The organism is Rhizobium deserti (genome assembly GCF_004358025.1).
Classification (GTDB): Bacteria; Pseudomonadota; Alphaproteobacteria; order Rhizobiales; family Rhizobiaceae; genus Neorhizobium; species Neorhizobium deserti.
Genome location: NZ_SMTL01000003.1, coordinates 488,190 through 509,049 on the forward strand (window position 1 = coordinate 488,190; position 20,860 = coordinate 509,049).

Below are 20,860 nucleotides of genomic sequence, written 5' to 3' on the forward strand. Positions count from 1 at the left end.
CGCCGGACATCAGTCAAGTCTCTCGCAAAACAACAACGACGGGCTTCCCTTCCGGAAAGCTGATCACCCGAGTTGGCAATGGCCAATCCGCAAGTGCCTCTGGCGCGCCACAGCCAGAACCGTCGACGCTCTTGAGCCGGAGGGCGACTTGATCCAAGGTAGACCTAACTCCTGGAGGCCATTCGTCCGACATCCAGGAGATGTTCGCTGATGGCCCCCAATAATCCCAAGGCTTTAGTTCCAGCTTCCGCAAAGCTGCGACATCTCGAAACAGGCTACCGGCCACAAACCAGGCCCCCCGAAGATCAAGGCTAGACACCCCGAACAGAGACGCGCTACTCGGCTCTCCTTTGATCCGAAGCCAGGCCTCGCCTGCTGTCAGGAAGCGCTCAGGCGGCACGTCTGATGCGTCAAAGGGCATACCTCCGTCTGCCGCGAACTCCACATCTAGCCGCTTCCAATGACAACCATCGTGCCATTCGCAAAGCCAGTGATCTTCCCAAAAACCAGAAACGATATAGTCAGCAAAACCGGCACGGAGACGGGCCGGAATGCCCCTCGACCGAAACCAGCTTGCGGCCACTATCGCAAAGTCCCGGCAGAGTCCGCCTACTTTCGTACCGGGAGTTCTGCCACCCACATCGCGCTCTGCGGCGACACCGAGAATCTCCCAGACAGTTCGCAACGTCAGATCGCCAACCTGTTCAGGCCTGAACCCTTCGCTTTTGGATTGCAGCCCGCGAGGATGCTGCATGAAGGAGCTGATCTGCCGGGCAAGGTGCCTCGGTTCACCGCTGCACTGGATCACAGTGTCAAGGTACGGACCAGGTTCCGAATAGGCGCTTTGGCTGGCGTAGAAGATTGAACGCACCATTGTCTCTCTCCGCTAGAGGATCAAGACACGACTAGGAGCGCAAATTTTCAGAAATTGTCAATGTGAGACTAGTCGCGGCAAGCTCAGGCCTCATACTCTCCTCACGCCCGCCCTCGGTCCTGCTGTCTGAGAACGCCTTGCCTCACCTCCGTCATTCCTGTCCTCGGACTTGATCCGTGGATCGTTCACAGAATCCAGCAGAGCCGCGGCGGCGGCGCAGGGGCTCTCTCGTCACCGTCACGCATAGGCCATGACGTCTCTCGCCGCGCCGACGGGCGGCGGCTGGATCCCGCTTCCAAGGCCGGGATGACGAGGTGGTAGAGGTAACGCGGTCGCAAGCCCTCTCGGCAGCCATTCCGCGGGGATGTTTTCGTGCAACAGCGTCAAGCCCGTCAATCACTTAGCATAAACTTCATCCCCTTTCATCCCCGTCCTCCAAACCTGTGCCTAGAATAGCGGCGTCCCGTTTTCGGATACACCGGCAGGCGTGCCGGCGAGGCGGGGCCGGCGCGGGTCGTGAGGGTTGAGACGCAAAACCTTGCAATCCGGGTCCGCGGAAACTGGCTTCCCTCTGGCGAAGCGGGGGAAGCGGCGGCCTGGACCGGCCGCCCGCTTCCAACTCCCGAAAAGCCGGGCGTGCTTGTGCGGCACACAGGGTGGCGGGACCGCGTCGCAGGCGGTTCGCGGGGCTGTTCGCAGCCTTGCAGTCGGCGGCGCAGGTGGAAGATCCTGGCTATAGGCAGTTATGGCCTGGCCAGGATGGGCCTGAGGGCGTGCATGACGCTTTCCTTCAACGAGGGAAAGGCGCGCCACTGTTCCCGCAAATCCCGTCATCGCAGAGAGGCCGAAGTCGCGGATAAAAACAGCCGAACGGGGCGCTGAAAGGTGCCACCCCAACTAAACATTAAGAGGCAGCTTCCAGCGCCCCGTCCGAACTTGTTTGAAGCACGGGTCGAAGCCGATCGCGTGGAGGAGAACCTATGCACGGCATTCGGCGGCACGAGCCGAGCGAGATTTCATCGCTGCCAGGGCGGCACGAAGCGGCGGTCCTGGTAGTCGGAAAGGCAATCCGAATGCAGCGGCTCCAGCCAGGTCTCGTCCTTCATGAAACCGACCGCTTTGAGGGCAACGCCGCCACCGATCGGCTCGACCATCAGGTCGGTGCGGAAGCTGCCGGGCTCGCCGACATCCTCCAGGCGGTCCAGGACCTGCAGGCGTGCCTCATCCGCCTCGTAAAGCTCGCCCTGCACGACCAGTCCCTCCCCCGGCCGGTCGAGCATGACCGGGCCGAAAAAGGATTTGGCGATATAAAGCGGATAAGGTTTGGCCGTCTGGTAGAGGCCGAGGAAGCGGGCACCCGTCAGCCCCTTTTCGTGAAACGCGAAGCCGCGTTTCAACGTGCCATAGATGAAAACAGGCGTCACTTGGTCATGCGGGCTCAGATCGCCGTTGCCGGCGGCACTGTTCCGTCGGGAGTGAGGCCGTCTACCGCATTCGGCAGGTCCTTGGAAAGCCTGCGCAGCACTTCCTCTTCGGAAAGGCCGGTCTTTGCGGCCACGTCGCGCAGCACGTCGGGACCGAGCGCCTCGTGCAGTTCCGTGTCATTGATCGGCTCGTTGGCGCCGGTCTTCACCCAGCTGTCGGCCTTCTTCTCGTGGCCGGCCTGCTTGAACTGGTCGAGCAGGTCGCTCAGCCCGCCATTGAGGATCGAGCCTATGCCGCCACTGCCGACCGCGCCGCCCAAAATGCTGCCGAGACCGCCGCTGCGCAGCTTGTTGAGGACATCGTCGAGGCCAGCACCGGCCGAAGGCCGGGCATTCGTGCCGAATTGTCCGTCCTGGTTGCCCGCTTGGCTTCCACTCTGGCTTCCAGGCTGGCCAGCCGGCTGGCCGCCCATCTGGCCGCCGGGCTGGGTAACGCCTTTCAGGATCTCGGCGATCTTGTCCCTGTTCTGGTATCCGGCGACCGCCAGAACCGCGAGCAGCGCCTTCAATGGTCCGCGTTGCATGATCTTTCTCCTCGTTATCGGCTATCTAACGGGAGCACCGGGAATGTGTTCCCGAACGAGACGCTTCCGCGAGCCAGGCTCAGAGCCCCTGGGCTGCATTGATGGAGGAAACGAACTGCCGGGTGCGCTCGTGCGTGGACGCCTTGAAGATTGCCTCGGCGCTGCCGGCCTCCACCACCTGCCCCGCTTCGAGAAAGACGACGTGGTTGGCAATGCGCAAGGCAAGCCGCAGGTCATGGGTCGCCATGACCATGGTCGTGCCTTCGGCCGCCAGCCGCCCCAGCACGTCCACGACTTCGGCGGAAAGCTCCGGATCGAGCGCCGAGGTCGGCTCGTCGCAGAGCAGAACCTGGGGCGAAGGCGCCAGCGCCCGCGCGATCGCCACCCGTTGCTGCTGGCCGCCCGACAGGGTCGAGGGCCAGGCATCCGCCTTTTCCCGCATGCCGACCTTGTCGAGCAGTTCCATGGCGCGCGCCCGGGCCTTGTCACGCGGCCATTTCAGCACCGTCACCAGGCCCTCCATGACATTCTCGATCGCCGTCTGATGCGGAAACAGCTGAAAATTCTGAAAGACCATGCCGGTCTGGCGGCGGATCTTCTGGATGGCCGGCCAGCCGATCTTCTTCCCCGGCGCGAAGTCGAGCCTTTCCTGCCCCAGCCGAACCGTGCCGGAGGTGGGAATTTCCAGAAGGTTGATGCAGCGCAGAAGCGTGCTTTTGCCGCCGCCCGAAGGACCCACCAGCGCCGTGACGCTGCCGGGCGCAAGCCGCATGCTGATATCCCTGAGAATGACCGCATCGCCGAAGCGTTTTTCGATCCCGGAAAGCTCGATCATCGGCTGGCCTCCATCATGCCGCCATAGCGGGCGAAACGCCGCTCCAGCCGGACCTGCAGGGCCGAAAGGACGGAACTGAGGACCAGGTAGATCAGCGCCGCCTCGATATAAAGGATCAGTGGTTCATAGGTGGTGGCGACAATCCGCTGGGCGGCCTGGAACAGTTCCGGCACGGTGATCGCCGCTGCCAGCGACGTGTCCTTGATCAACGAAATAAACGTATTCGACAAAGGCGGCACGGCGACCCGCGCGGCCTGCGGCAGGATGGTGCGCCGCATGGCCTGGCTCCAGGACATGCCGATCGAATAGGCGGCTTCCCACTGGCCTTTCGGAACGGAGGAAATGACCGCGCGGATGATTTCGGAACTATAGGCGCCGATATTCAGCGTGAAGCCGATCAAGGCGGCGGGGAAGGCATCGAGCAGGATGCCGATGCTGGGAAGGCCATAGAAAATCACGAAGAGCTGCACCAGAAGCGGCGTGCCGCGAATGACCCAGACATAGAAGCGCGCGATCAGCGCCAGTGGGCGCGGACCGAACAGGCGCGTGACGGCCGTCACCAGGCCCAGCATCAGGCCGAGCGCGAAGGACAGAAGCGTCAGCGGGATCGTGAATTTGACCCCTGCCCAAAGAAGCGTCGGAAGCGAATCCGACATGAGTTGCAGCCAGTGCGGCAAAATCTGCCCTTTCAACAAACAAGACGTCCGGCGCGATGCGCCGGACACGTCGAACTCAGCTCTTCATAACACGGCCAGCTATCAGTATGGGGCCGGCACGGTTCGCTTCAAGACGTTTACTTGGAAACGTCCTGGCCGAAATACTTGTCGGAAATCTTCTGATAGGTGCCGTCGGCCTTGATGTCGGCGAGCGCCTTATCGATTGCTTCCAGCAATTCCGGCTCGCCCTTGCGGATGATGATGCCGGAATATTCGGGCTTGTCCTGCTGCGCCGCGACCTTGACCGGTGCATCCGGCTTCTGCTTCTTAAAATCGAGGAAGGAAAGGCTGTCATTGATCGTCGCATCGGCGCGGCGGGTCAGCACCAACTGGATCGACTGGTCGAAGCCGTCGGTGCCGACAAGCTCAGCGCCGGACTGTTCGGCCAGCTTGCCGTAATTGCTGGTCAGCGACTGGGCCGACTTCTTGCCCTTCAGATCGGCGAAGGTCTTGATGTCCTCATTGTCCTGGCGCACGACCAGCACAGCCTTGGAGGCGATATAAGGCTGCGAGAAATCATATTTCTGCTTGCGCGCCTCGGTAATGCCGACCTGGTTGATCACTGCGTCATAGCGCTTGGCATCAAGACCCGCGATGAGCCCGTCCCACTTGCCTTCGATGAACTGCGCCTTGACGCCGAGCTTGGCCGCAACGGCCTCGCCGATCTCCACGTCGAAGCCGACCAGCTTGCCGCTCGCATCGTGAAAGGTGAAGGGCGCATAGGTGCCTTCGGTGCCGATCTTCAAACTGCCGGCAGACTTGATCCCCGCCAGATTTTCCCCGGCATGCGAGGGTGCGAAAGCGGCCACCTGGATAAGGGTGGCAACGGCGATCGTTTTGAACCAGTTCATATCATCTTTCCTTTCAACACAAATGGCGTTGACGCCTCATTGCCAGAAAATAGGCAGCATTGAGTGGAAGGAAACTGCGAATAAAATCGGCGAATGCAAATATTTTGCCCGAGCGGCTTCCTGATCCGGCTTCGAGCGGCTCCGATGTGCCGTTGAAAGGAGCGGCAGCCGTTGCACTTTGACATTTGCCGCCCAAGCCAGTAGGAACGACGCAATGTTCGGCTGCGAGCGTTGCAGCCAGAGCGCCTCGCGCGCATGAAATTCCGAAAGACAACTTTAGATGACCGATCATAACGGCGCCGTTCCGGCGATCGCCAAGGCGTTGGCGAAACGCGGCTACACCACGCTCACCCCTGTCCAGAAATCCATGCTCGATCCGGCGCTGATCCAGTCCGACGCGCTGGTTTCGGCCCAGACCGGTTCCGGCAAGACTGTCGCCTTCGGCCTCGCCATGGCACCGACCCTGCTCGGCGAGGCGGAAACCTTCGGCCCCGCCCGTGAGCCGCTGGCGCTGGTCATCGCGCCGACGCGAGAGCTGGCGCTGCAGGTCAAGCGCGAGCTGGACTGGCTTTACGAAGCGGCTGGCGCGGTGATCACCAGCTGTGTCGGCGGCATGGATATCCGCAGCGAGCGACGGTCATTGGAACGCGGCGCCCATATCGTCGTCGGCACGCCGGGTCGCTTGTGCGATCACATCCGCCGCAACGCGCTTGATATGTCGGCGCTGAAGGTTGCCGTCCTCGACGAGGCCGACGAAATGCTCGATCTCGGTTTCCGTGAAGATCTCGAATTCATCCTGGAATCGGCGCCGGACGACCGTCGCACGTTGATGTTTTCGGCAACCGTGCCGGCTGCCATTGCCAAGCTTGCCAAGCGCTATCAGCGCAATGCAGTGCGCATTGCAACGACAGCCGAAGAAAAGCAGCATGTCGATATCGAATACCGCGCCCTGGCAGTTGCGCCGGCGGATCGCGAAAATGCGATCGTTAACGTGCTGCGCTATTACGAGGCGCCCAATGCCATCGTCTTCTGCTCGACCCGTGCCGCGGTCAATCATCTGACGGCCCGGTTCACCAACCGCAATTTCTCCGTCGTCGCCCTTTCCGGCGAGCTGACGCAGAACGAGCGAACCCATGCGCTTCAGGCCATGCGTGACGGACGTGCCCGCGTCTGCATTGCAACGGACGTGGCTGCCCGCGGCATCGACCTTCCCGGCCTCGACCTGGTGATCCATGCGGATCTGCCGACCAATCCGGAAACCCTGCTTCACCGCAGCGGCCGTACCGGTCGCGCCGGACGCAAGGGCATCAGCGCCCTGATCGTGCCGTTGAATGCCCGCCGCAAGGCTGAACGGTTGCTTTCCGGTGCCGGTATTGAGGCAAGCTGGGCCCGTCCGCCATCGGCCGAAGAGGTTACGAGCCGAGACGATGAACGCCTGCTGGCCGACCCGATCTTTGAGGAAAAGCCGCGCGAGGAAGAGCAGGAACTGGTGGCAAGGCTCGTTTCCAGCCACGGCGCCGAAAAGCTTGCCGCCGCTTTCGTCGCCCTTTACCGCGCCAATCATTCGGCTCCCGAAGATATCATCGAAGTCGCCCTCCAGAACGACGGTGCCCGCAAGTCGCGTGACAGATCCGTGGACGGGTCCGGCAGCCAGACTGCCGACTTCCCGATGACGCCAAGGCCGTCGCGCGACGAGTTCGGCCCAAGCGTGTGGTTTTCGCTCTCCGTCGGGCGCAAGCAGAATGCCGAGCCCCGCTGGCTCATTCCGATGATTTGCCGTAACGGCAATCTTTCCAAGCGGGAGATCGGCGCGATCAAGATGCAGCAGGAGGAGACTTACGTCGAGATTGCCGCCGATCACGCCGACAAGTTTGCCGAGGCGATCGGCAAGGACAAGACGCTCGAGCGCGGCATTCGGGTGACCCGCCTCAACGGAACACCTGATTTCAGCCGGCCTTCGAGCGCCAAGCCGTTTAAGAAAACCTACGAGGATCGGCCAAAGGACGGCCAACGCGACGAAAGGCCAAAAGAAAAGCATCGTAAAGGTGGTGCCCCGGGCCAGGGTCAGGCTGCCGCCGGCGCCGCTTCCAAAGCTGGCGCATGGGCTGCTGGCGAGCCTCGCGGCGAAAAACCATTCAAGAAGAAGACCAAGCCGAAATCCGCCAGTGGCGGAAGCTTCGACCGTCGCAAGTAGGGGTCTATGAGGATGACAGGACGCTCGCGAGGGCGCCGTTCTGCCTGGCTGCGCTAGGCTAGCGCACGATCAGAGCCTACCTCGCAAGGTCACTGGTAGCTAATCAGGATGCGTAGCGGTCAGCAGTCTTGCTCCGCTGGTCGGCAAAGAGCTGGCTGGCCGGCATGGGACGTCCGATTAGATAGCCTTGGATCTGCTCGCAGCCGAGCCGCTTCAAGCACTCGAACTGTTCCTCGGTCTCGATCCCTTCGGCCGTAATGGCCATGCCAAGGCCTTTCGCGACGCCGATTACCAGGTTGATGATGGACATGGCGTCCGCCCGCGTCGTGATGTCCTGCACGAAGGATCTATCGATCTTGATCTTGTCGAAAGCGAAGCGCCTGAGATTGCCGAGCGAAGAATAGCCGGTGCCGAAATCGTCCATGGCGACGGTGATGCCGAGCTGTCGCAAGCCATCCAGCGTGTCGGCCGTTTTGTGGTTCGCGTCGAGCAGAACGGATTCGGTGATTTCGACTTCGAGCCGTTTCGGATCGAGGCCGCTATAGGCCAGCGCACTGACAATGGTCTGGAGAAGGGACTTCTTGCGAAACTGGATCGGCGACAGGTTGACGGCGACCTTCAGATGGCTCGGCCAGCCGGCTGCCTCGATGCAGGCGGTTTTCAACACCCATTCGCCCAGCAGATTGATCATCCCGATTTCTTCCGCCACGGGAATGAAGTCACACGGAGGAACGGAGCCGCGCATCGGATGCTTCCAGCGCAAGAGGGCTTCATATCCTTCGATGACGCGGGTCGCGGCACTGGCCTGCGGCTGGTAGTAGACCTCCATCTCTCCATTCACCAGCGCCTTGCGCAGATCTTCCTCGAAAGCCCGCTTCTGCTCGAGCCTGTCGTGCATTTCAGGCCGGAAGACGCAGACCCTTCCCCGTCCCGATCCCTTCGCTTCATAGAGAGCCAGATCCGCATTCTTCAGCAGAACGTCCGGCGTCGCGCGATCATCCATGAGCGCAATGCCGATGCTGGTAGCGATGATGATTTCCCTGTCCTTGATGAAGTAGGGGCTGCCGATCTGCGCCAGCAAGTGACGGCCAAGATCCAGTGCCTGTTGCTCGTTCAGGTCGTCTGCCAGAACGGAAAATTCATCACCCCCGAGACGGCAAACCAGATCCTGCGCCTTTGTGGCAAGTTTCAACCGATCCGCAACTGCTTTTAAGAGAGCATCGCCAGTGTCATGACCAAGCGTGTCATTGACATCCTTGAAGCCGTCGAGGTCAAGAAAAAGAACGGCGCAGCCGGCATTTACCTCACCGATATCGAATTTCGCTTCCAGCCTTTGGCGAAAGAGGACCCGGTTCGGCAAGCCCGTCAGGGCATCGTGATGGGCAACATGGGCTAGCCGGTGGTTCTGGACCTGAAGCTCTTCAGATGCGCCCTGCAGATCCTGCGTCAGTTGCTTCATGCCGCCATGGGCGCGGTCCAGCAGACGATTGTGATGAAATAGGATAGCGATAAGGCACACGCCGCAGATGATCAGACCCGCAGCCAAGCCACTGAAGACAAGGTGAAGCTGCTCCAGCTCCGCCTGATCGGCAGCGATCCGATTGCTTCCATATTCGCTCGCCTGCGAGGCAAGCATGGTCATCGGCCCGTCCAGAGCAGCCAGCGTCCGCAGGCCCAGCCGAACGTTTCCCGGGCCGAAGCCGTTCACCTCGCCGTCGATTGCGTTCAGGGCCGTTTTCAGATCGGCCACTGTCTTGCGGCGCACCGGATCGCTCTGGATGAAATCATGCAGCGTCCCCTGCTCCAGGATGTTGACGCGGCCAAACATAATGTCCAGGCGCAATCGAACCTCATCCAGATCTACCCCCATACCCCCCAGACCATAGGCACCCAGCCGGTGCTCGAGACGCATGAATTCTGCCAGCGTCTGGCTAACCGTCCAGGCTTCGTTGTATCGGGACACCCTTTGTAGCGCACCTTGGCGCTCCGCGATCACATAGGAAATATAGCCCGCTGCCACGACGAAGCAGCAGACCACCGCGACGAGCAAACGTTTCAAGGTGAAGAATGGCGCCTTGTTCATTGGACAATGAGCTTGGCCAATTGCCAGGCAGACCTGCCGTAATAGGTCTGAGTTGCGAGTTGTGGGTCACTGTCGTAAGGATAAACAATGAAAAGTGGTCCCTTGTCCCGCACAGGCATATACGCTCCGTCACGCTTCAAGGCGAGCAGAACGCGGAACTTCTTGAAGTCCTCCATTGGAATAGTGGTTACGTAATCGTTGAGGGCAACTGCCGTCACCGTCGTTCCCGTTGCGCCAACCAATTGCATCAGCTTATCAAGGGAGACGCCTTCGAACCGTGTCCGCCCCTCATACCAGGGCGTTGCCGTGTCGATCACTTGCATCCCGAGCGCCTCAAGCATTTCGCGGTCGAACTGCGCGGCACCTGATGTATTGAAGTTACGGATATTGCCAGACACTGAGAGGATTGGCTTGCCCTGGGGCTGGGCGAGGTTCTCTGCATAGGCGACGGTGCAAAACGGAAGCAACCACGTCACTAGAAAAAAAAGCGGTCTGCTCAGCTTCATCCATTCCTCCATCCTTTATTAGGAGTATGGACAGGAATCCCTAAGCTTCAGTGAAAACTTGCTTCGGCATTGTCTCTACTGGGAGATGCTTCTTCCACTTCCAATTTCAACAGAACTACTGACTCATTCCCATGAAAAAGCCGCCCGCTTTTTACAGCGAACGGCTCTGGAGGTCAAAATAGTGCAGGGATTACGGCTGAGTTGCGTTGCCGCCCGTGGATGGGCTTGCAGGCGCGCCGCTCGTGGCTGGTGGAGCAGCCGGGGTGGCAGGAGCCGGAGCCGTTGACTGGTCAGACGCGGCCGGCGGTGTGGTGGACGAAGTGGTTGTCGGATCCGTCGACGAGCTGCCCATCTGAGACCAGACGAAGGCGCCAACGATGACGACTGCAAGAATTGCTACCCAAGCCATCCAGCCGGAACCGCGACGCGATGTCGGCGTGGTGCGAAGGTCGGGACGAGTGTTGTTCGAGTTTGGATCATAAGCCATGTTTACTTCCTCCTTTGGCTAGATAATGCCGTTGGGCAAATATTGTTCCGCGATTATTGATCCGCAGATGCTCCCGTCCGCGCTGATCGATATTTCTCCAGGACTAAAGGGGGAGACGGAGCTGGTTGCTTCTGATTAAGTCGCGGACATGGAAAAGGTGCGGAGAGTGGAAAGCATGGCAGACAAGCGCATCGGCATTATCGGGCTTGGGCGAATGGGAAGCGCCATGGCGAGGCGCCTGGGTGACCACGGCTTGCATGTGACCGGCTGGACCCGTAGCGGTCTCCCGCCGGACCAGGCCGCTGCAATGGGTATCGAATCTGCGCCAGATCTTGCCTCGCTTTGCCAATCATCCGACATCATCATTCTGGCACTTCTCGATGATGTTGCCGTGCACGCGGTTCTCGATGGGCTTGCCGGCACCGCAGTTCATGGAAAGCTGATCGTCGATACCAGCACCGTCAGCCCGCAAACCCTGCGCAGCCGGGCCGCGGAGTTCGAACGATCGGGTGCCGCCCTTCTCGATGCGCCTATTTCCGGAGGACCGGATATGCTGCTGGCCGGCAAAGTGGGTCTCTATATCGGCGGGCGCGAGGAAGATTACCGGCGCTTCCTGCCCGTGGCGGAAGCTTTGTCGGACCGTATCCACCATGTCGGCGGCCTCGGCGACGGGGCATCTGCCAAGCTCGTCAACAATATGATGCTGATGGGCCTGTGGCAGAGCATGAAGGAAGCACTGCAGCTCGGCGGCAAGGCGGGCCTTTCGCGCGACAAGATGATCGCGATCCTATCAGGCAGCCCAGCTGCAAGTCCTGCCATGAAAGCGCGCCTGCCGGTCGTACTCGGTGAAACGTCCGCCGTTGGCTTTCCCGTATCAGGAGTCGTGAAGGATGCACGGGTGGTGCGCGACCTCGCCGGCGCACTCGGGGTCGCCATTCCCGCCATCGCCGCCTCGCTGGCGAGTTTCGAAGCCACAATGGAGGCAGGCTTCGGCGAAGCGGACCTCGCGACCATGGTGCGGCTGGCAGCCGAGACCAACTGAAGCATGCTGGAGAAGACAATGACGAACAAACCGCATATCACCATCCTTTACTGCACCCAGTGCAACTGGTTGCTCCGGGCCGGCTGGATGGCACAGGAGCTGCTGCAGACCTTCGGCGACGCCTTGGGCGAAGTCGGGCTGATCCCCGGCACCGGCGGCGTCTTCGAGATCCGGCTCGATGGCGAGCTTCTCTGGGAGCGCAAGCGCGACGGCGGGTTCCCCGGTTCCAAGGAGTTGAAACAGCGGGTCCGCGACATCATCGACCCGGAGCGCGACCTCGGCCATCTGGACCGCAAATCGGCAGAGGATAGCGACGCTGGACCGGGCTAAGCAACGCTGTATGAAGGTTTTTCGCCCCCTGACATGAAAACTTCAAAAAGCCGGTTGACAGGCGAGAGCCACCCCCTTACATCGCACTCCGTCGCCCAGATGGCGGAATTGGTAGACGCGCCAGCTTCAGGTGCTGGTACCCGAAAGGGTGTGGAGGTTCGAGTCCTCTTCTGGGCACCATTCCCATTGTTCAGCATGGTTTTATGCTGATTTTCCCACGAAATCATTGTCATGATTTTCCGGTCTTCGGGCCGCGGGAAACCGTGCTTTTTCGGCGGTGAAGCCCCCACCGATACAGCGGCCAAAGCCATGAATGACATCTATTCCGCTGAGCGTAAGATCGCGACCGCTCTCGGCAAGATGGCCCGCGGCGCGCAGGATCAGAAGCTGAAGGACGCCTTCCACCCAAAACGAGCTCAGGCTCGGATCGAGCGGCTGCAGACTATCTTCGAGCTAGTCATCCAAGACGAACACTGGCTGGATAAATGGCGCAGAAGGTCAGGAACGCCTGGCCTTCTGCGGAAGACGGGCAGCCTCATTGAAGGGCTTGCAATCCGCCCCACGTCATTCGGCGGCTATGCCGCCCGTTGGCACAGGCCGTATACGGAAGCGGCCGAAGCCTTTGTCCTACTTGTTCTTCAAAAGCCAGATCTTGCCGGCCATGGTGATGCCATGCGCCGCTTCTTCGGGCGCAGCATCGGCGTCCAGAACCTTGATGAGGCCATATTCGCGCAATTCCTCGACCGTGGTCGTCGTCAGGAATTTCACCTTCTGCGGGCGCTCCTTGAACCGGTCCGTCTTCTTATAGGTAACGACGGCGTCCTTATGAGTCCAACGCTTGGCTTCCTGAGGATACAGATCGCCGTCCTTTGCGAGTTTCAAACCGCGGATTTGGGTCGGTGTCAGCGTGATCGCTGTCGATACGGGGGCCGGCGCGGTGGCGGTGGCGGTCTGGTTCAATGTACAGTCCTTCGAAAGGCAAAATCTGGAAGCAATTCGCTTGATAAGCGGAAGCGATTGCCGGTGGCGCGCCAGGCCATTGTCTGGCCGGGGCGCGGCCCCGCCGAAGCGGAGCGACTTATCAATGTCTCTGCACGGCGTTCAGCCGTTAGCGCTGACGGGCCTTGCGTGCAGCATAGCGACGATCGCGCTCGGCCTTGCGAGCAGCCTCATCGGCGACAACGCGGGAAACGCGGTCGTTGATTTCAGCTTCGCGGGCTTCGGCTTCCATACGCTCGTGAGCTTCAGCGGCAGCGGTCAAGGCCGCAGCCTCTGCGAGAGCTCGTTCATTCTCCGCCGCCTTCGCTGCTTCACGCTCGGCTCGGCGCGCTTCTCTTGCGGCGGCAACTGCTTCGCGCGCAGCCAAGCGTTCCTGCATGGCCGGATCGGTTGCTTTCGGCGCGGAAGCAAATTTCGCCAAAAGCTCTCGTTTGGCAGCATCCGCGGTCTTGCGGCGCTCGGCAAAGCTATTGTCGTTGGGGTGTCTCAATTCATCTACCTTAGAAATACAAGAGGTTGCGGCTTCTTGCGGCATCAAACCCTAAGGTTCGTGCAAACGGCCTGCCTCCAGCTAGAACGAAAAAAGGCCAGACATCCGCCTGGCCTTCGAATACCTACGCCACCATGCCAGTACATCCGTGGTCATGGCAAGCTAAAGCTTAAGCGGCCCGGAGCTGGCCTGCGGACATCTTGCCCGACTTGCGGTCCTGCTCGAGTTCGAAGCCGAGCTTCTGGCCTTCAACGATGGAGCCCATGCCTGCACGTTCAACTGCAGAGATATGAACGAAAACATCGGCGCTGCCGTCATCAGGCTGAATAAAACCGAAACCCTTGGTGGCGTTGAACCATTTAACTGTGCCAGTGGTCATAACGAACCCTTTCTTAGCAACGTTGATCTGCCCGCCGTGCGACGCGCGGCGGTAATTTCGACTTTTGAAAGGGAAAGTTCGTCAAGACGCGCGTGGCGCAACAAAAACAAAGATCGGCAAACAAAGTATCGATAGGCGGTTGATAGCCCAGAATTCATTGCAGGTCAACTTCTTGTTCGGACGCCATGCCCATTTTACAACGAGGGGCACACGTTCCAACCGCCTTACATTGTCGCGCAGCGATAGCAAGCAACCGCCGCTCTCTTGAAGGCGGGGGCGAGATTTGCGAGAAACCGGAGCCTGTCCGTCTTCATCCTCCTTTAGAACGCGGACGCCACAGAGGATCATTCCATGGTACAGCCCATTCTCTTCACGCCCCTGCGGGTGCGCAATCTCGAGCTTCAAAACCGCATCGTCATAGCGCCGATGTGTCAGTATTCCGCCGAGAACGGCTGCATGACCGATTGGCACCTAATCCATCTGGGCCAGCTGGCGCTTTCCGGTGCAGGTTTGCTCACGATCGAGGCGACCGGTGTGACGCCCGACGGGCGGATCACCTATGCGGATGTTGGGCTTTACGACGATGCGACGGAGGCGGCGATGGGGCGGACGCTGGAAAGTGTGCGCCGCTGGTCAGACATGCCTATTTCTGTTCAGCTTGCCCATGCCGGACGCAAGGCTTCCACCGACCGTCCCTGGTTCGGCGGCAGCCAGATTGCCCCTGACCACGAAAATGGCTGGGAGACCGTCGCGCCGTCGGCCATTCCTTTCAATCCGAATTACGTTCCGCCGGTGGCGCTCGACAAGGACGGCCTGAAACGCATCCGCGACGCCTTTGCCGCCTCGGCTGCCCGTGCAGCCCGGATCGGCATCGACGCGATCCAGATCCATGCAGCGCATGGTTACCTGCTGCACCAGTTCCTGTCGCCTCTCTCGAACCAGCGCAGCGACGAATATGGCGGCTCGCTGCAGAACCGTGCGCGTTTCCCTCTGGAGGTCTTCGATGCGGTGCGACAGGCTTTCCCGGCCGATAAGGCCGTGACGGTGCGAGTTTCCGCGACCGATTGGGTCGAGGGCGGCGTCGATATCGACGAAACGGTCGCTTTTTCGCAAATGCTGGAGGAGAAGGGTTGCGATGCGATCCACGTCTCCAGCGGCGGCCTTCACATGGATCAGAAGATCCCCTTGAGCCCCAGCTACCAGGTGCCTTTGGCGCGCGCCGTCAAGGCGGCGGTGAAGATGCCGGTGGTTGCCGTGGGTCTGATCACCGAGCCGAAGCAGGCGGAGGCGATCGTTGCGACGGGGGACGCGGATCTGGTGGCGATTGCCCGGACGGTACTTTACGATCCCCGCTGGCCCTGGCATGCGGCGGCTGAACTCGGCGCTCAGGTGGCCGTCGCACCACAATATCTCCGCTGCCAGCCATCGCAGTTCAAGACCCTGTTCAAGGCCTGACGGCGCAATCCATGCCCAGGACGCGAACGGTCCTGGGCGCAGCGCCTGCCGGCATGTGCAAGGTCATAACCGGCTGTGACAAGGGCACAGCTGGTTGTTCTGCCGGCCTTCGATCATGGATCGCGACGATCTGAAGGCCGATGACAACCTTTCGGCCAGTTGCGCGTTCATATGGCCGGAGGTACCGTCATGGGCTCAAGATATCACCGGCAGACTGCCGACACCGAGAAGCTTTCCGATGACCAGATCATCGTTCTGGCGCATGAGCTCGTCGAGGCTTTTCTGGAATTCATCCGGGAAGACACGCCCGGCAACGATATCCTCGACGTCAAGGCGCTGCCGACACGGAAGACCTCGATCGAAAACGCCTTCCGCCTGGTGATCGCAACCGAGGAAAATGAAAGGGTGAGGCGTCGCCTGTCCACCGCGGGCATGGTGCTTGCGAACTTTCAGGACGGGATCGGGCCAAGGGTCTCTCTGGTTCCGGCAAGCGCCGAAGCGCCGGCCAGCTGTGACGATGATGATCGCGTGCAGCGTGTACAGCAGAGGCTCGATCGCATCTTCGCCAGGGTTGACGCCGACGTGACGAGATTGCGCACCGTTTTCGATCAATCCAATGAGCTGGCCAAGCGACGGTTCACGCGCCTGCATGCCACACCGCCTTTCCAGGAGGATGGCACCTATACCTGGCATGGCCACCATTAAAGCCACATCTGACGGCTAGGTTTCTTCCAGCCCCCCGCCAGGTGGCGCCTTGTCGGCCGCGGGTGCTCGCTCAACCAATCCACCTTCGTCTCTTCGTCAATTTTATCAACACCGTACCAAATTTACACAACTTCACTTCGCTAGCCGGACATGCCTTGACTATGGCTTTCCGGCTCCCACATCAGCGCCTCCAACGAGTAACAGTCAGACTGAACATGCGTCCATTTTTAGAAACGAGTTTCGGGCCAACCGAGCTGGAGATCATCGAAGCGGTCTTGAATCACTGGCGCAACCAGCATGCCGTGCCGAAGGAAAGTCCCGATGCAGACATCGCCGCGGCGGTGATGATCAACCTGTTCCGGGAGGGTTATCAGACCATCCCCGAACTCCGCCGGGCGGCAGCGGAACACAAGGCATTGAGCGAGCTCGTCCCTTAGCCGATCAGCTGGACCCTGAGATCAGGTGCGCGGCCGGGCCGACCAATTAACGCTGGGCCGGCGCGACGGGCGGCCGATCAGGACTTTATTTGCAGGACATGCTCGAAGAACTTTATCCGCTGCACCGGATCTTCAGTCGGGTGCTCGTAGATCAGCTTGTCGTTCTGCCATACGGGCTTGGTCCGGGCTGAAAGCGCCTTCAGTCGTTTCTGGCTGGGTTTTCCTGCAAAGGCGATTGCCATGGCCCGGGGACCCGCCTCCAGCTTGCTGATCCGCAGCCGGCCTGCCACGATCCGCAATTTGGCGAGGCGTAGGAGGATAGACGCCTCCGGCGGCAGCTCCCCAAAACGGTCGTCAAGCTCCTCCTCGAATCCGTCGATTTCTCCTGCCGACGTAGCCCGCAGCAGCCGGGCGTAAAGGTTCAGCCGAACCGTCGCATCCGAGACATATTCGACAGGGATAAGGCCTGTTATCCCGACATTGACGGTGGGAGCCGCCGCTGTCTCGACCGCCTTCTTTCTTGCGACCGCAACCGCACGTTCCAGCAGCTTCTGGTATAAGCTGATGCCAAGGATCTTCATGTGGCCGGCCTGATCCTCGCCGACGATGTCGCCGCCCCCGCGAAGGTCGAGATCCTCCATGCTGATCGCCAGTCCGGCGCCCAGGCGGTCATTCTGCACGAGGGTCGACAATCGCAGCCGCGTTTCCTCAGGAATCTGGTCCGTATCGGTCAGAAGATAAGCAATCCCCTGCGCCTTGCCGCGCCCGACCCGGCCGCGCAGCTGATGAAGCTGGGCCAGTCCGAACCGGTCGGCCCGCCAAACGAAGATCGTATTGGCACGCGGGACATCCAGGCCGCTCTCAATGATATTGGTCGACAACAGGATATCGCCGTCGCCATCGGAAAAGCCGACCATGACCTCGTCCATTTCGGCGGCCGGCATTTTTCCATGTGCAAGGCGCAGGGTCAGCTCCGGCACGAGTTCCGCCAGCGTGGTTTTCAGCCCCTCAAGATCCTCGATCTGCGGTGCAACGAAGAAGCTCTGCCCTCCCCGCCGACGTTCGCGCAGCAGTGCCACCCGTACCGAGGCCTTGTCGAAGGCGTTGAGCGAGGTGCGCACCGGCCGTCGCTTTGCCGGCGCCGTGGTCAGGAGGCTGACATCCTGGATACCGACCATGGCCGCCTGAAGCGTGCGCGGGATCGGGGTGGCGGACATGATCAGCCGGTGAAGGAGCGGCGCCATCTTAGCCATGGCAGCTTTGTCACGGGCTCCTAACCGATGCTCCTCGTCGATGATCGACAGTGCCAGGCGATCGAAGACGACGTCCTTGGCAAGGATGGCCTGGGTGGCGATAACGATACCGATCTCGCCGCTGGCAAGGCCCGCCTTGACCCTTTTCGCTTCTGCCGAGGCTACCACCCGAGACAACATGGCCACCTCAATGCCGGTTCCGGCAAAGCGCCGCTGGAAGGTGGTGAAATGCTGACGCGCGAGGACCGTCGTCGGTGCGATGACGGCCACCTGGCGCCCGGAAAGCGCGGCAGCGGCAGCGGCACGCAGGGCGATTTCCGTCTTGCCGAAGCCGACATCCCCGCAGATGAGGCGGTTCATGAACGTGCCCGAGCCGAGATCGGCAAGCACTGCCTCGATGGCTGCCGCCTGATCTGCCGTCTCGAGATAAGGAAAGCGCGCTACGAATTTCTGGTATTGGGCCCGCGGCGGAACGATCACGTCGGCCTGCGCCTCCTGCCTTTCCCGGGCCAGTCTAAGCAGATGTCGGGCCGCGAGCCGGATGTCCTTGTCGACGGCTGCGCGCTTCTTCGCCCATTGCTCCGTATGGAGCCTATCCAGCGTGACCGCCTCCGGCTGTGAGCCATAGCGCCAAAGCTTGCCGAACTCCTGCATCGGCACGAGGATAGAGGCCGCATCGCGATATTCGAGCCGCGCCGCATCATGCGTCACGCCGTCGACGGCGACATTTTCCAGTCCCGCCAGTACTGCAACGCCGTGGTCCTCGTGGACGACCACGTCACCGACAGCCAGTTCCGGTTCTGACAGAAGCATGCTCGGGCTGGAGGTTGCCGATGTGCCGCCGACGACATCCGCCGTGGTGATCACGGCGAGCCTTGTCTTGCTGTCGGCATAGCCGTGCTCCAGATCGCAGGTGAGCTTCAAGAGTGCGCCGGGTTTTGCAGCAGCCATGTCGGCCCAGCTGGCGGCGCTCAGCACCTCGGCCGATTGCTCGCGCTCCAGGCGCCGGCAGAGGCTCTCGAATGCAGCGCCATTGCCGAGTATTGCCACTCTGTCATGCGAGGCGAGCCGGCTCTTCACATAGTCGGAAAATGCCTTTCGGGGATTTGTGCCGCCCGTGAAGCTCGGCAGCTCCTCCCAGCGCTCGTCCAGATCCAGATCGAAAACCTGGGCGGCGGCGAAGGCCTCGCTCCATTCGCCCGGTCCGAGGTAAAGCGAGTGACGATCGGTCCGGGCCTGGTCGCCGACCTGATGGGCATGCCTCGCCTCCTCGATGATCTCGAGATAGGAGGCAGCGCGTTCGCCAGCTCCCGCGGCAAATGCCATTCTGGCCCTGCCGACAAGATCGAAGATCGTCTGCATCTCTCCGTATAACTGGTAGAGGCGCCGCTCCATGGCGTCCGCGCCTCTGCCGGGTTCTTCCCCGGTTTCAGCTTCAGCCGCAATAGCTTCCGATGCCGGCCCGAATTCCTTTTCCTCCAGCGTATGGACGGTCCGTTGCGACACCGGATCATAGGATCGAAGTTCGGACACCCTGCCATCCTCGGCAAGCACGATGCGCATGGGCATGGACGCGCCCGCAGGGAAGATATCAATGACCTCGTCGCGGAAGGCCAGTTCGCCCGCTTCGTCGACAACCGCGTCTTCGATATAACCGCTGCGCGACGCGAAATCCTCGAAGGCCTGCCGATCGAATGGTTCTCCGACGGCCAGCCTGTACCGGCTGCTGTCGATAATCGAGGAGGGTGGAACGCGCTGCAACAGCGCATCAAGCGAGGTTACCATCAGAGAAGGCCGCGATGTCGACCTGTTCCAGACCCTCAAAGCATCCATGCGGCGTCCCATGCACTGCCTGGACGGGGGCACGCGGTCATATGGGAGACAGTCCCATGGCGGCAGAAAGACCAACGGCAGATCCGGATCCAGACATTGGACCGCCTCGGCGATCTTGGCTGCCGAGGATTCGCTCAGAGCTACATAGACGAGCGGCTTTTCGGCACTGGGCGCAGCGGCAATCAGCCTTGCCGCGACAAGCGCTGCGGGTGGTCTTCGATTGATCGGTTCTTCCGGGGCAGAAGGAGGTGCAGCAACTTCGGCAATCTCGACATTTTCATCGGCACGCAAACGCAATTCCACCCTGCTCTACTCCTCCTCCAGGAGGACCATGATCGCACCCTCTGCCGGACAGCCGAATGGTGCGGGGAAGAACCTCGTTCAGACCGTATGGTTCCCGCGGCAGCGTGAGTTCGATGAGCAAAGGGCCGGCGATAACGGCGCCTGTCAGGATTGGTGCAAGAACGCCAGGATCTTCTCGTTCACCCATTGCGGCTCTTCGAGGTGCAGCCAATGCGTCGCTGCCGGATGGCATTCGAAACGGCCGGTCGCACATTGCAGCAGGCTCGCTTCGCCAAGCTCCGGAAGAAGCGCATGATCCCGCTTTCCCCACAGGATCAATGTCGGGGGCACGATTCGGGCAAGCGGCGGACGTGGGTTCCGGGCCAGCGCCCTGTAATAGTTCAGCATGGCGTGCAAGCGGCCGTGCCGACGCCACTCCTGCGCATAGGCCTTGATATCCTCGGCGCCGAACGTGCCCGCTTTCGAGGTTGCGGTCAGGCTACGGCGCAGAAGAAAGAAGTCGCCGGCCGAGAGGCTGGCTTCTGGTACCAAGGGCACCTGGAAGAAGCCGATATAGGCGCTGCGCAACAGCTGCGATGGATGAGACCGGATCACGTCGCGGAAGATGTCGAGATGCGGCGCGCTCATGACCACCATGCGCAGGACCCGCACCGGGTGGCTGGCCGCCGTGGCCCAGGCGACAATGCCGCCCCAGTCATGCCCGACCAAATTGAAGCGCTCATGACCGAGCATGTCTGCAAGGGCTGCGATATCTTCAACCAGCCGTTCGATCCCGTAGCCGAGGACCTCGCCCGGACCGGTGCTTTGTCCATAACCGCGCAGATCCGGTGCGATGACCCGGAAGCCTTGGCCGGCCAAGGCGCCGATCTGCTTGCGCCAGGCCCACCAGAATTCCGGAAAACCGTGAAGGAGGATGAGGGGGCTGCCATCTTCCGGTCCGGCTTCCACGAGATGCATGCTGATGCCGTTGACCTGAACCACGCGTTCGGTCCAACCAGGTTGAAGCAGACTGCCTTCATTCATGTCGGAGCTGACCTCATGCTCATGAGGAGGCAAGGACTCATGCTCGCTTGCAATAGC

At 60.9% G+C, this 20,860-nt stretch carries 20 protein-coding genes, 1 tRNA gene and 1 pseudogene; 8 read left to right on the top strand and 14 right to left on the bottom strand.

All coding sequences use genetic code 11. The features are described 5' to 3' along the window. Window positions 1-13: 13 nt before the first annotated feature. From E2F50_RS14480 to E2F50_RS14505, 6 genes are all read right to left on the bottom strand, one after another. On the bottom strand, window positions 14-874 hold the full coding sequence (locus E2F50_RS14480) for a transglutaminase-like domain-containing protein (protein ID WP_245515414.1): 861 nt from the start codon (window positions 872-874) through the stop codon (window positions 14-16). A 1,016-nt stretch (window positions 875-1,890) separates the two neighbouring features. After that, entirely contained in the window at window positions 1,891-2,298 is a 408-nt protein-coding gene (locus E2F50_RS14485; protein WP_133316870.1) for a gamma-glutamylcyclotransferase family protein, read from the bottom strand. 14 nt (window positions 2,299-2,312) lie between these two features. Beyond that, window positions 2,313-2,882 carry a YidB family protein gene (locus E2F50_RS14490; RefSeq protein WP_133316871.1) on the bottom strand — a complete coding sequence of 190 codons (570 nt, stop codon included), beginning with the start codon at window positions 2,880-2,882 and terminating at the stop codon, window positions 2,313-2,315. Window positions 2,883-2,961: 79 nt separating this feature from the next. Further along, complete coding sequence (locus tag E2F50_RS14495) at window positions 2,962-3,717, bottom strand: amino acid ABC transporter ATP-binding protein (protein ID WP_133316872.1); 756 nt, start codon at window positions 3,715-3,717, stop codon at window positions 2,962-2,964. After that, window positions 3,714-4,394, bottom strand: coding sequence for an amino acid ABC transporter permease (locus E2F50_RS14500; protein WP_133317118.1), 681 nt, complete (start codon window positions 4,392-4,394; stop codon window positions 3,714-3,716). The genes E2F50_RS14495 and E2F50_RS14500 overlap by 4 nt, the downstream gene beginning before the upstream one ends. A gap of 116 nt (window positions 4,395-4,510) precedes the next feature. Further along, a complete protein-coding gene (locus E2F50_RS14505; protein WP_133316873.1) occupies window positions 4,511-5,284 on the bottom strand; it encodes an amino acid ABC transporter substrate-binding protein in 774 nt (257 codons plus the stop codon). 280 nt (window positions 5,285-5,564) lie between these two features. Here E2F50_RS14505 and E2F50_RS14510 point away from each other — a divergent pair, with 280 nt between their 5' ends. Further along, window positions 5,565-7,478: a DEAD/DEAH box helicase gene (locus tag E2F50_RS14510; protein WP_133316874.1), complete on the top strand. Its 1,914-nt coding sequence runs from the start codon at window positions 5,565-5,567 to the stop codon at window positions 7,476-7,478. A 103-nt stretch (window positions 7,479-7,581) separates the two neighbouring features. Here E2F50_RS14510 and E2F50_RS14515 read toward each other — a convergent pair whose 3' ends face one another. The 3 genes from E2F50_RS14515 to E2F50_RS14525 form a co-directional block, all read right to left on the bottom strand. Next, window positions 7,582-9,561, bottom strand: a complete 1,980-nt coding sequence (locus E2F50_RS14515; protein WP_245515415.1) for a putative bifunctional diguanylate cyclase/phosphodiesterase — start codon at window positions 9,559-9,561, stop codon at window positions 7,582-7,584. Further along, the gene (locus E2F50_RS14520; RefSeq protein WP_133316875.1) at window positions 9,558-10,067 is read right to left on the bottom strand and encodes a putative pterin-binding protein; all 510 of its coding nucleotides are present in this window, start codon (window positions 10,065-10,067) and stop codon (window positions 9,558-9,560) included. Before E2F50_RS14520 ends, E2F50_RS14515 begins: the two co-directional genes overlap by 4 nt. A gap of 190 nt (window positions 10,068-10,257) precedes the next feature. Further along, window positions 10,258-10,554 carry a hypothetical protein gene (locus E2F50_RS14525; RefSeq protein WP_133316876.1) on the bottom strand — a complete coding sequence of 99 codons (297 nt, stop codon included), beginning with the start codon at window positions 10,552-10,554 and terminating at the stop codon, window positions 10,258-10,260. Window positions 10,555-10,702: 148 nt separating this feature from the next. Between E2F50_RS14525 and E2F50_RS14530 the strand changes: the two genes are divergently transcribed. The 4 genes and pseudogenes from E2F50_RS14530 to E2F50_RS23685 all read left to right on the top strand — a co-directional run. Continuing rightward, window positions 10,703-11,596 carry an NAD(P)-dependent oxidoreductase gene (locus tag E2F50_RS14530; RefSeq protein ID WP_342635732.1) on the top strand — a complete coding sequence of 298 codons (894 nt, stop codon included), beginning with the start codon at window positions 10,703-10,705 and terminating at the stop codon, window positions 11,594-11,596. Between the two features lie 18 nt (window positions 11,597-11,614). Next, entirely contained in the window at window positions 11,615-11,926 is a 312-nt protein-coding gene (locus E2F50_RS14535) for an Rdx family protein (protein ID WP_133316878.1), read from the top strand. A gap of 93 nt (window positions 11,927-12,019) precedes the next feature. Continuing rightward, a tRNA-Leu gene (locus E2F50_RS14540) sits at window positions 12,020-12,106 on the top strand. Window positions 12,107-12,235: 129 nt separating this feature from the next. Beyond that, a pseudogene (locus E2F50_RS23685) lies at window positions 12,236-12,373 on the top strand (DUF892 family protein); the annotation flags it as partial. A 180-nt stretch (window positions 12,374-12,553) separates the two neighbouring features. On the opposite strand, the gene E2F50_RS14550 reads toward E2F50_RS23685, so the two are convergent. The 3 genes from E2F50_RS14550 to E2F50_RS14560 form a co-directional block, all read right to left on the bottom strand. After that, window positions 12,554-12,886: a hypothetical protein gene (locus E2F50_RS14550; RefSeq protein WP_245515416.1), complete on the bottom strand. Its 333-nt coding sequence runs from the start codon at window positions 12,884-12,886 to the stop codon at window positions 12,554-12,556. 148 nt (window positions 12,887-13,034) lie between these two features. Next, window positions 13,035-13,415, bottom strand: a complete 381-nt coding sequence (locus tag E2F50_RS14555; protein ID WP_161974151.1) for a DUF6481 family protein — start codon at window positions 13,413-13,415, stop codon at window positions 13,035-13,037. A 169-nt stretch (window positions 13,416-13,584) separates the two neighbouring features. Beyond that, window positions 13,585-13,794, bottom strand: a complete 210-nt coding sequence (locus E2F50_RS14560) for a cold-shock protein (RefSeq protein ID WP_133316880.1) — start codon at window positions 13,792-13,794, stop codon at window positions 13,585-13,587. Window positions 13,795-14,145: 351 nt separating this feature from the next. Here E2F50_RS14560 and E2F50_RS14565 point away from each other — a divergent pair, with 351 nt between their 5' ends. The 3 genes from E2F50_RS14565 (at window position 14,146) to E2F50_RS14575 (ending at window position 16,391) form a co-directional block, all read left to right on the top strand. Continuing rightward, window positions 14,146-15,249: an NADH:flavin oxidoreductase/NADH oxidase gene (locus tag E2F50_RS14565; protein ID WP_133316881.1), complete on the top strand. Its 1,104-nt coding sequence runs from the start codon at window positions 14,146-14,148 to the stop codon at window positions 15,247-15,249. Between the two features lie 189 nt (window positions 15,250-15,438). Then, complete coding sequence (locus E2F50_RS14570) at window positions 15,439-15,954, top strand: hypothetical protein (RefSeq protein ID WP_133316882.1); 516 nt, start codon at window positions 15,439-15,441, stop codon at window positions 15,952-15,954. A gap of 155 nt (window positions 15,955-16,109) precedes the next feature. After that, the gene (locus tag E2F50_RS14575; protein WP_245515417.1) at window positions 16,110-16,391 is read left to right on the top strand and encodes a hypothetical protein; all 282 of its coding nucleotides are present in this window, start codon (window positions 16,110-16,112) and stop codon (window positions 16,389-16,391) included. Window positions 16,392-16,468: 77 nt separating this feature from the next. Here E2F50_RS14575 and E2F50_RS14580 read toward each other — a convergent pair whose 3' ends face one another. Both E2F50_RS14580 and E2F50_RS14585 read right to left on the bottom strand, forming a co-directional pair. Continuing rightward, the gene (locus tag E2F50_RS14580) at window positions 16,469-19,780 is read right to left on the bottom strand and encodes a DEAD/DEAH box helicase (protein ID WP_133316883.1); all 3,312 of its coding nucleotides are present in this window, start codon (window positions 19,778-19,780) and stop codon (window positions 16,469-16,471) included. Between the two features lie 144 nt (window positions 19,781-19,924). Continuing rightward, window positions 19,925-20,803, bottom strand: a complete 879-nt coding sequence (locus E2F50_RS14585) for an alpha/beta fold hydrolase (RefSeq protein WP_133316884.1) — start codon at window positions 20,801-20,803, stop codon at window positions 19,925-19,927. Window positions 20,804-20,860: the final 57 nt, after the last annotated feature.

Bases quoted from the DNA above. Each gene is read 5' to 3' on its own strand.
- E2F50_RS14515 (WP_245515415.1), bottom strand. From the start codon at position 9,561: ATGAACAAGGCGCCATTCTTCACCTTGAAACGTTTGCTCGTCGCGGTG.
- E2F50_RS14570 (WP_133316882.1), top strand. From the start codon at position 15,439: ATGGGCTCAAGATATCACCGGCAGACTGCCGACACCGAGAAGCTTTCC.
- E2F50_RS14495 (WP_133316872.1), bottom strand. From the start codon at position 3,717: ATGATCGAGCTTTCCGGGATCGAAAAACGCTTCGGCGATGCGGTCATT.
- E2F50_RS14525 (WP_133316876.1), bottom strand. From the start codon at position 10,554: ATGGCTTATGATCCAAACTCGAACAACACTCGTCCCGACCTTCGCACC.
- E2F50_RS14535 (WP_133316878.1), top strand. From the start codon at position 11,615: ATGACGAACAAACCGCATATCACCATCCTTTACTGCACCCAGTGCAAC.
- E2F50_RS14480 (WP_245515414.1), bottom strand. From the start codon at position 874: ATGGTGCGTTCAATCTTCTACGCCAGCCAAAGCGCCTATTCGGAACCT.
- E2F50_RS14490 (WP_133316871.1), bottom strand. From the start codon at position 2,882: ATGCAACGCGGACCATTGAAGGCGCTGCTCGCGGTTCTGGCGGTCGCC.
- E2F50_RS14560 (WP_133316880.1), bottom strand. From the start codon at position 13,794: ATGACCACTGGCACAGTTAAATGGTTCAACGCCACCAAGGGTTTCGGT.
- E2F50_RS14530 (WP_342635732.1), top strand. From the start codon at position 10,703: ATGGAAAAGGTGCGGAGAGTGGAAAGCATGGCAGACAAGCGCATCGGC.
- E2F50_RS14505 (WP_133316873.1), bottom strand. From the start codon at position 5,284: ATGAACTGGTTCAAAACGATCGCCGTTGCCACCCTTATCCAGGTGGCC.
- E2F50_RS14510 (WP_133316874.1), top strand. From the start codon at position 5,565: ATGACCGATCATAACGGCGCCGTTCCGGCGATCGCCAAGGCGTTGGCG.
- E2F50_RS14520 (WP_133316875.1), bottom strand. From the start codon at position 10,067: ATGAAGCTGAGCAGACCGCTTTTTTTTCTAGTGACGTGGTTGCTTCCG.
- E2F50_RS14585 (WP_133316884.1), bottom strand. From the start codon at position 20,803: ATGAATGAAGGCAGTCTGCTTCAACCTGGTTGGACCGAACGCGTGGTT.
- E2F50_RS14565 (WP_133316881.1), top strand. From the start codon at position 14,146: ATGGTACAGCCCATTCTCTTCACGCCCCTGCGGGTGCGCAATCTCGAG.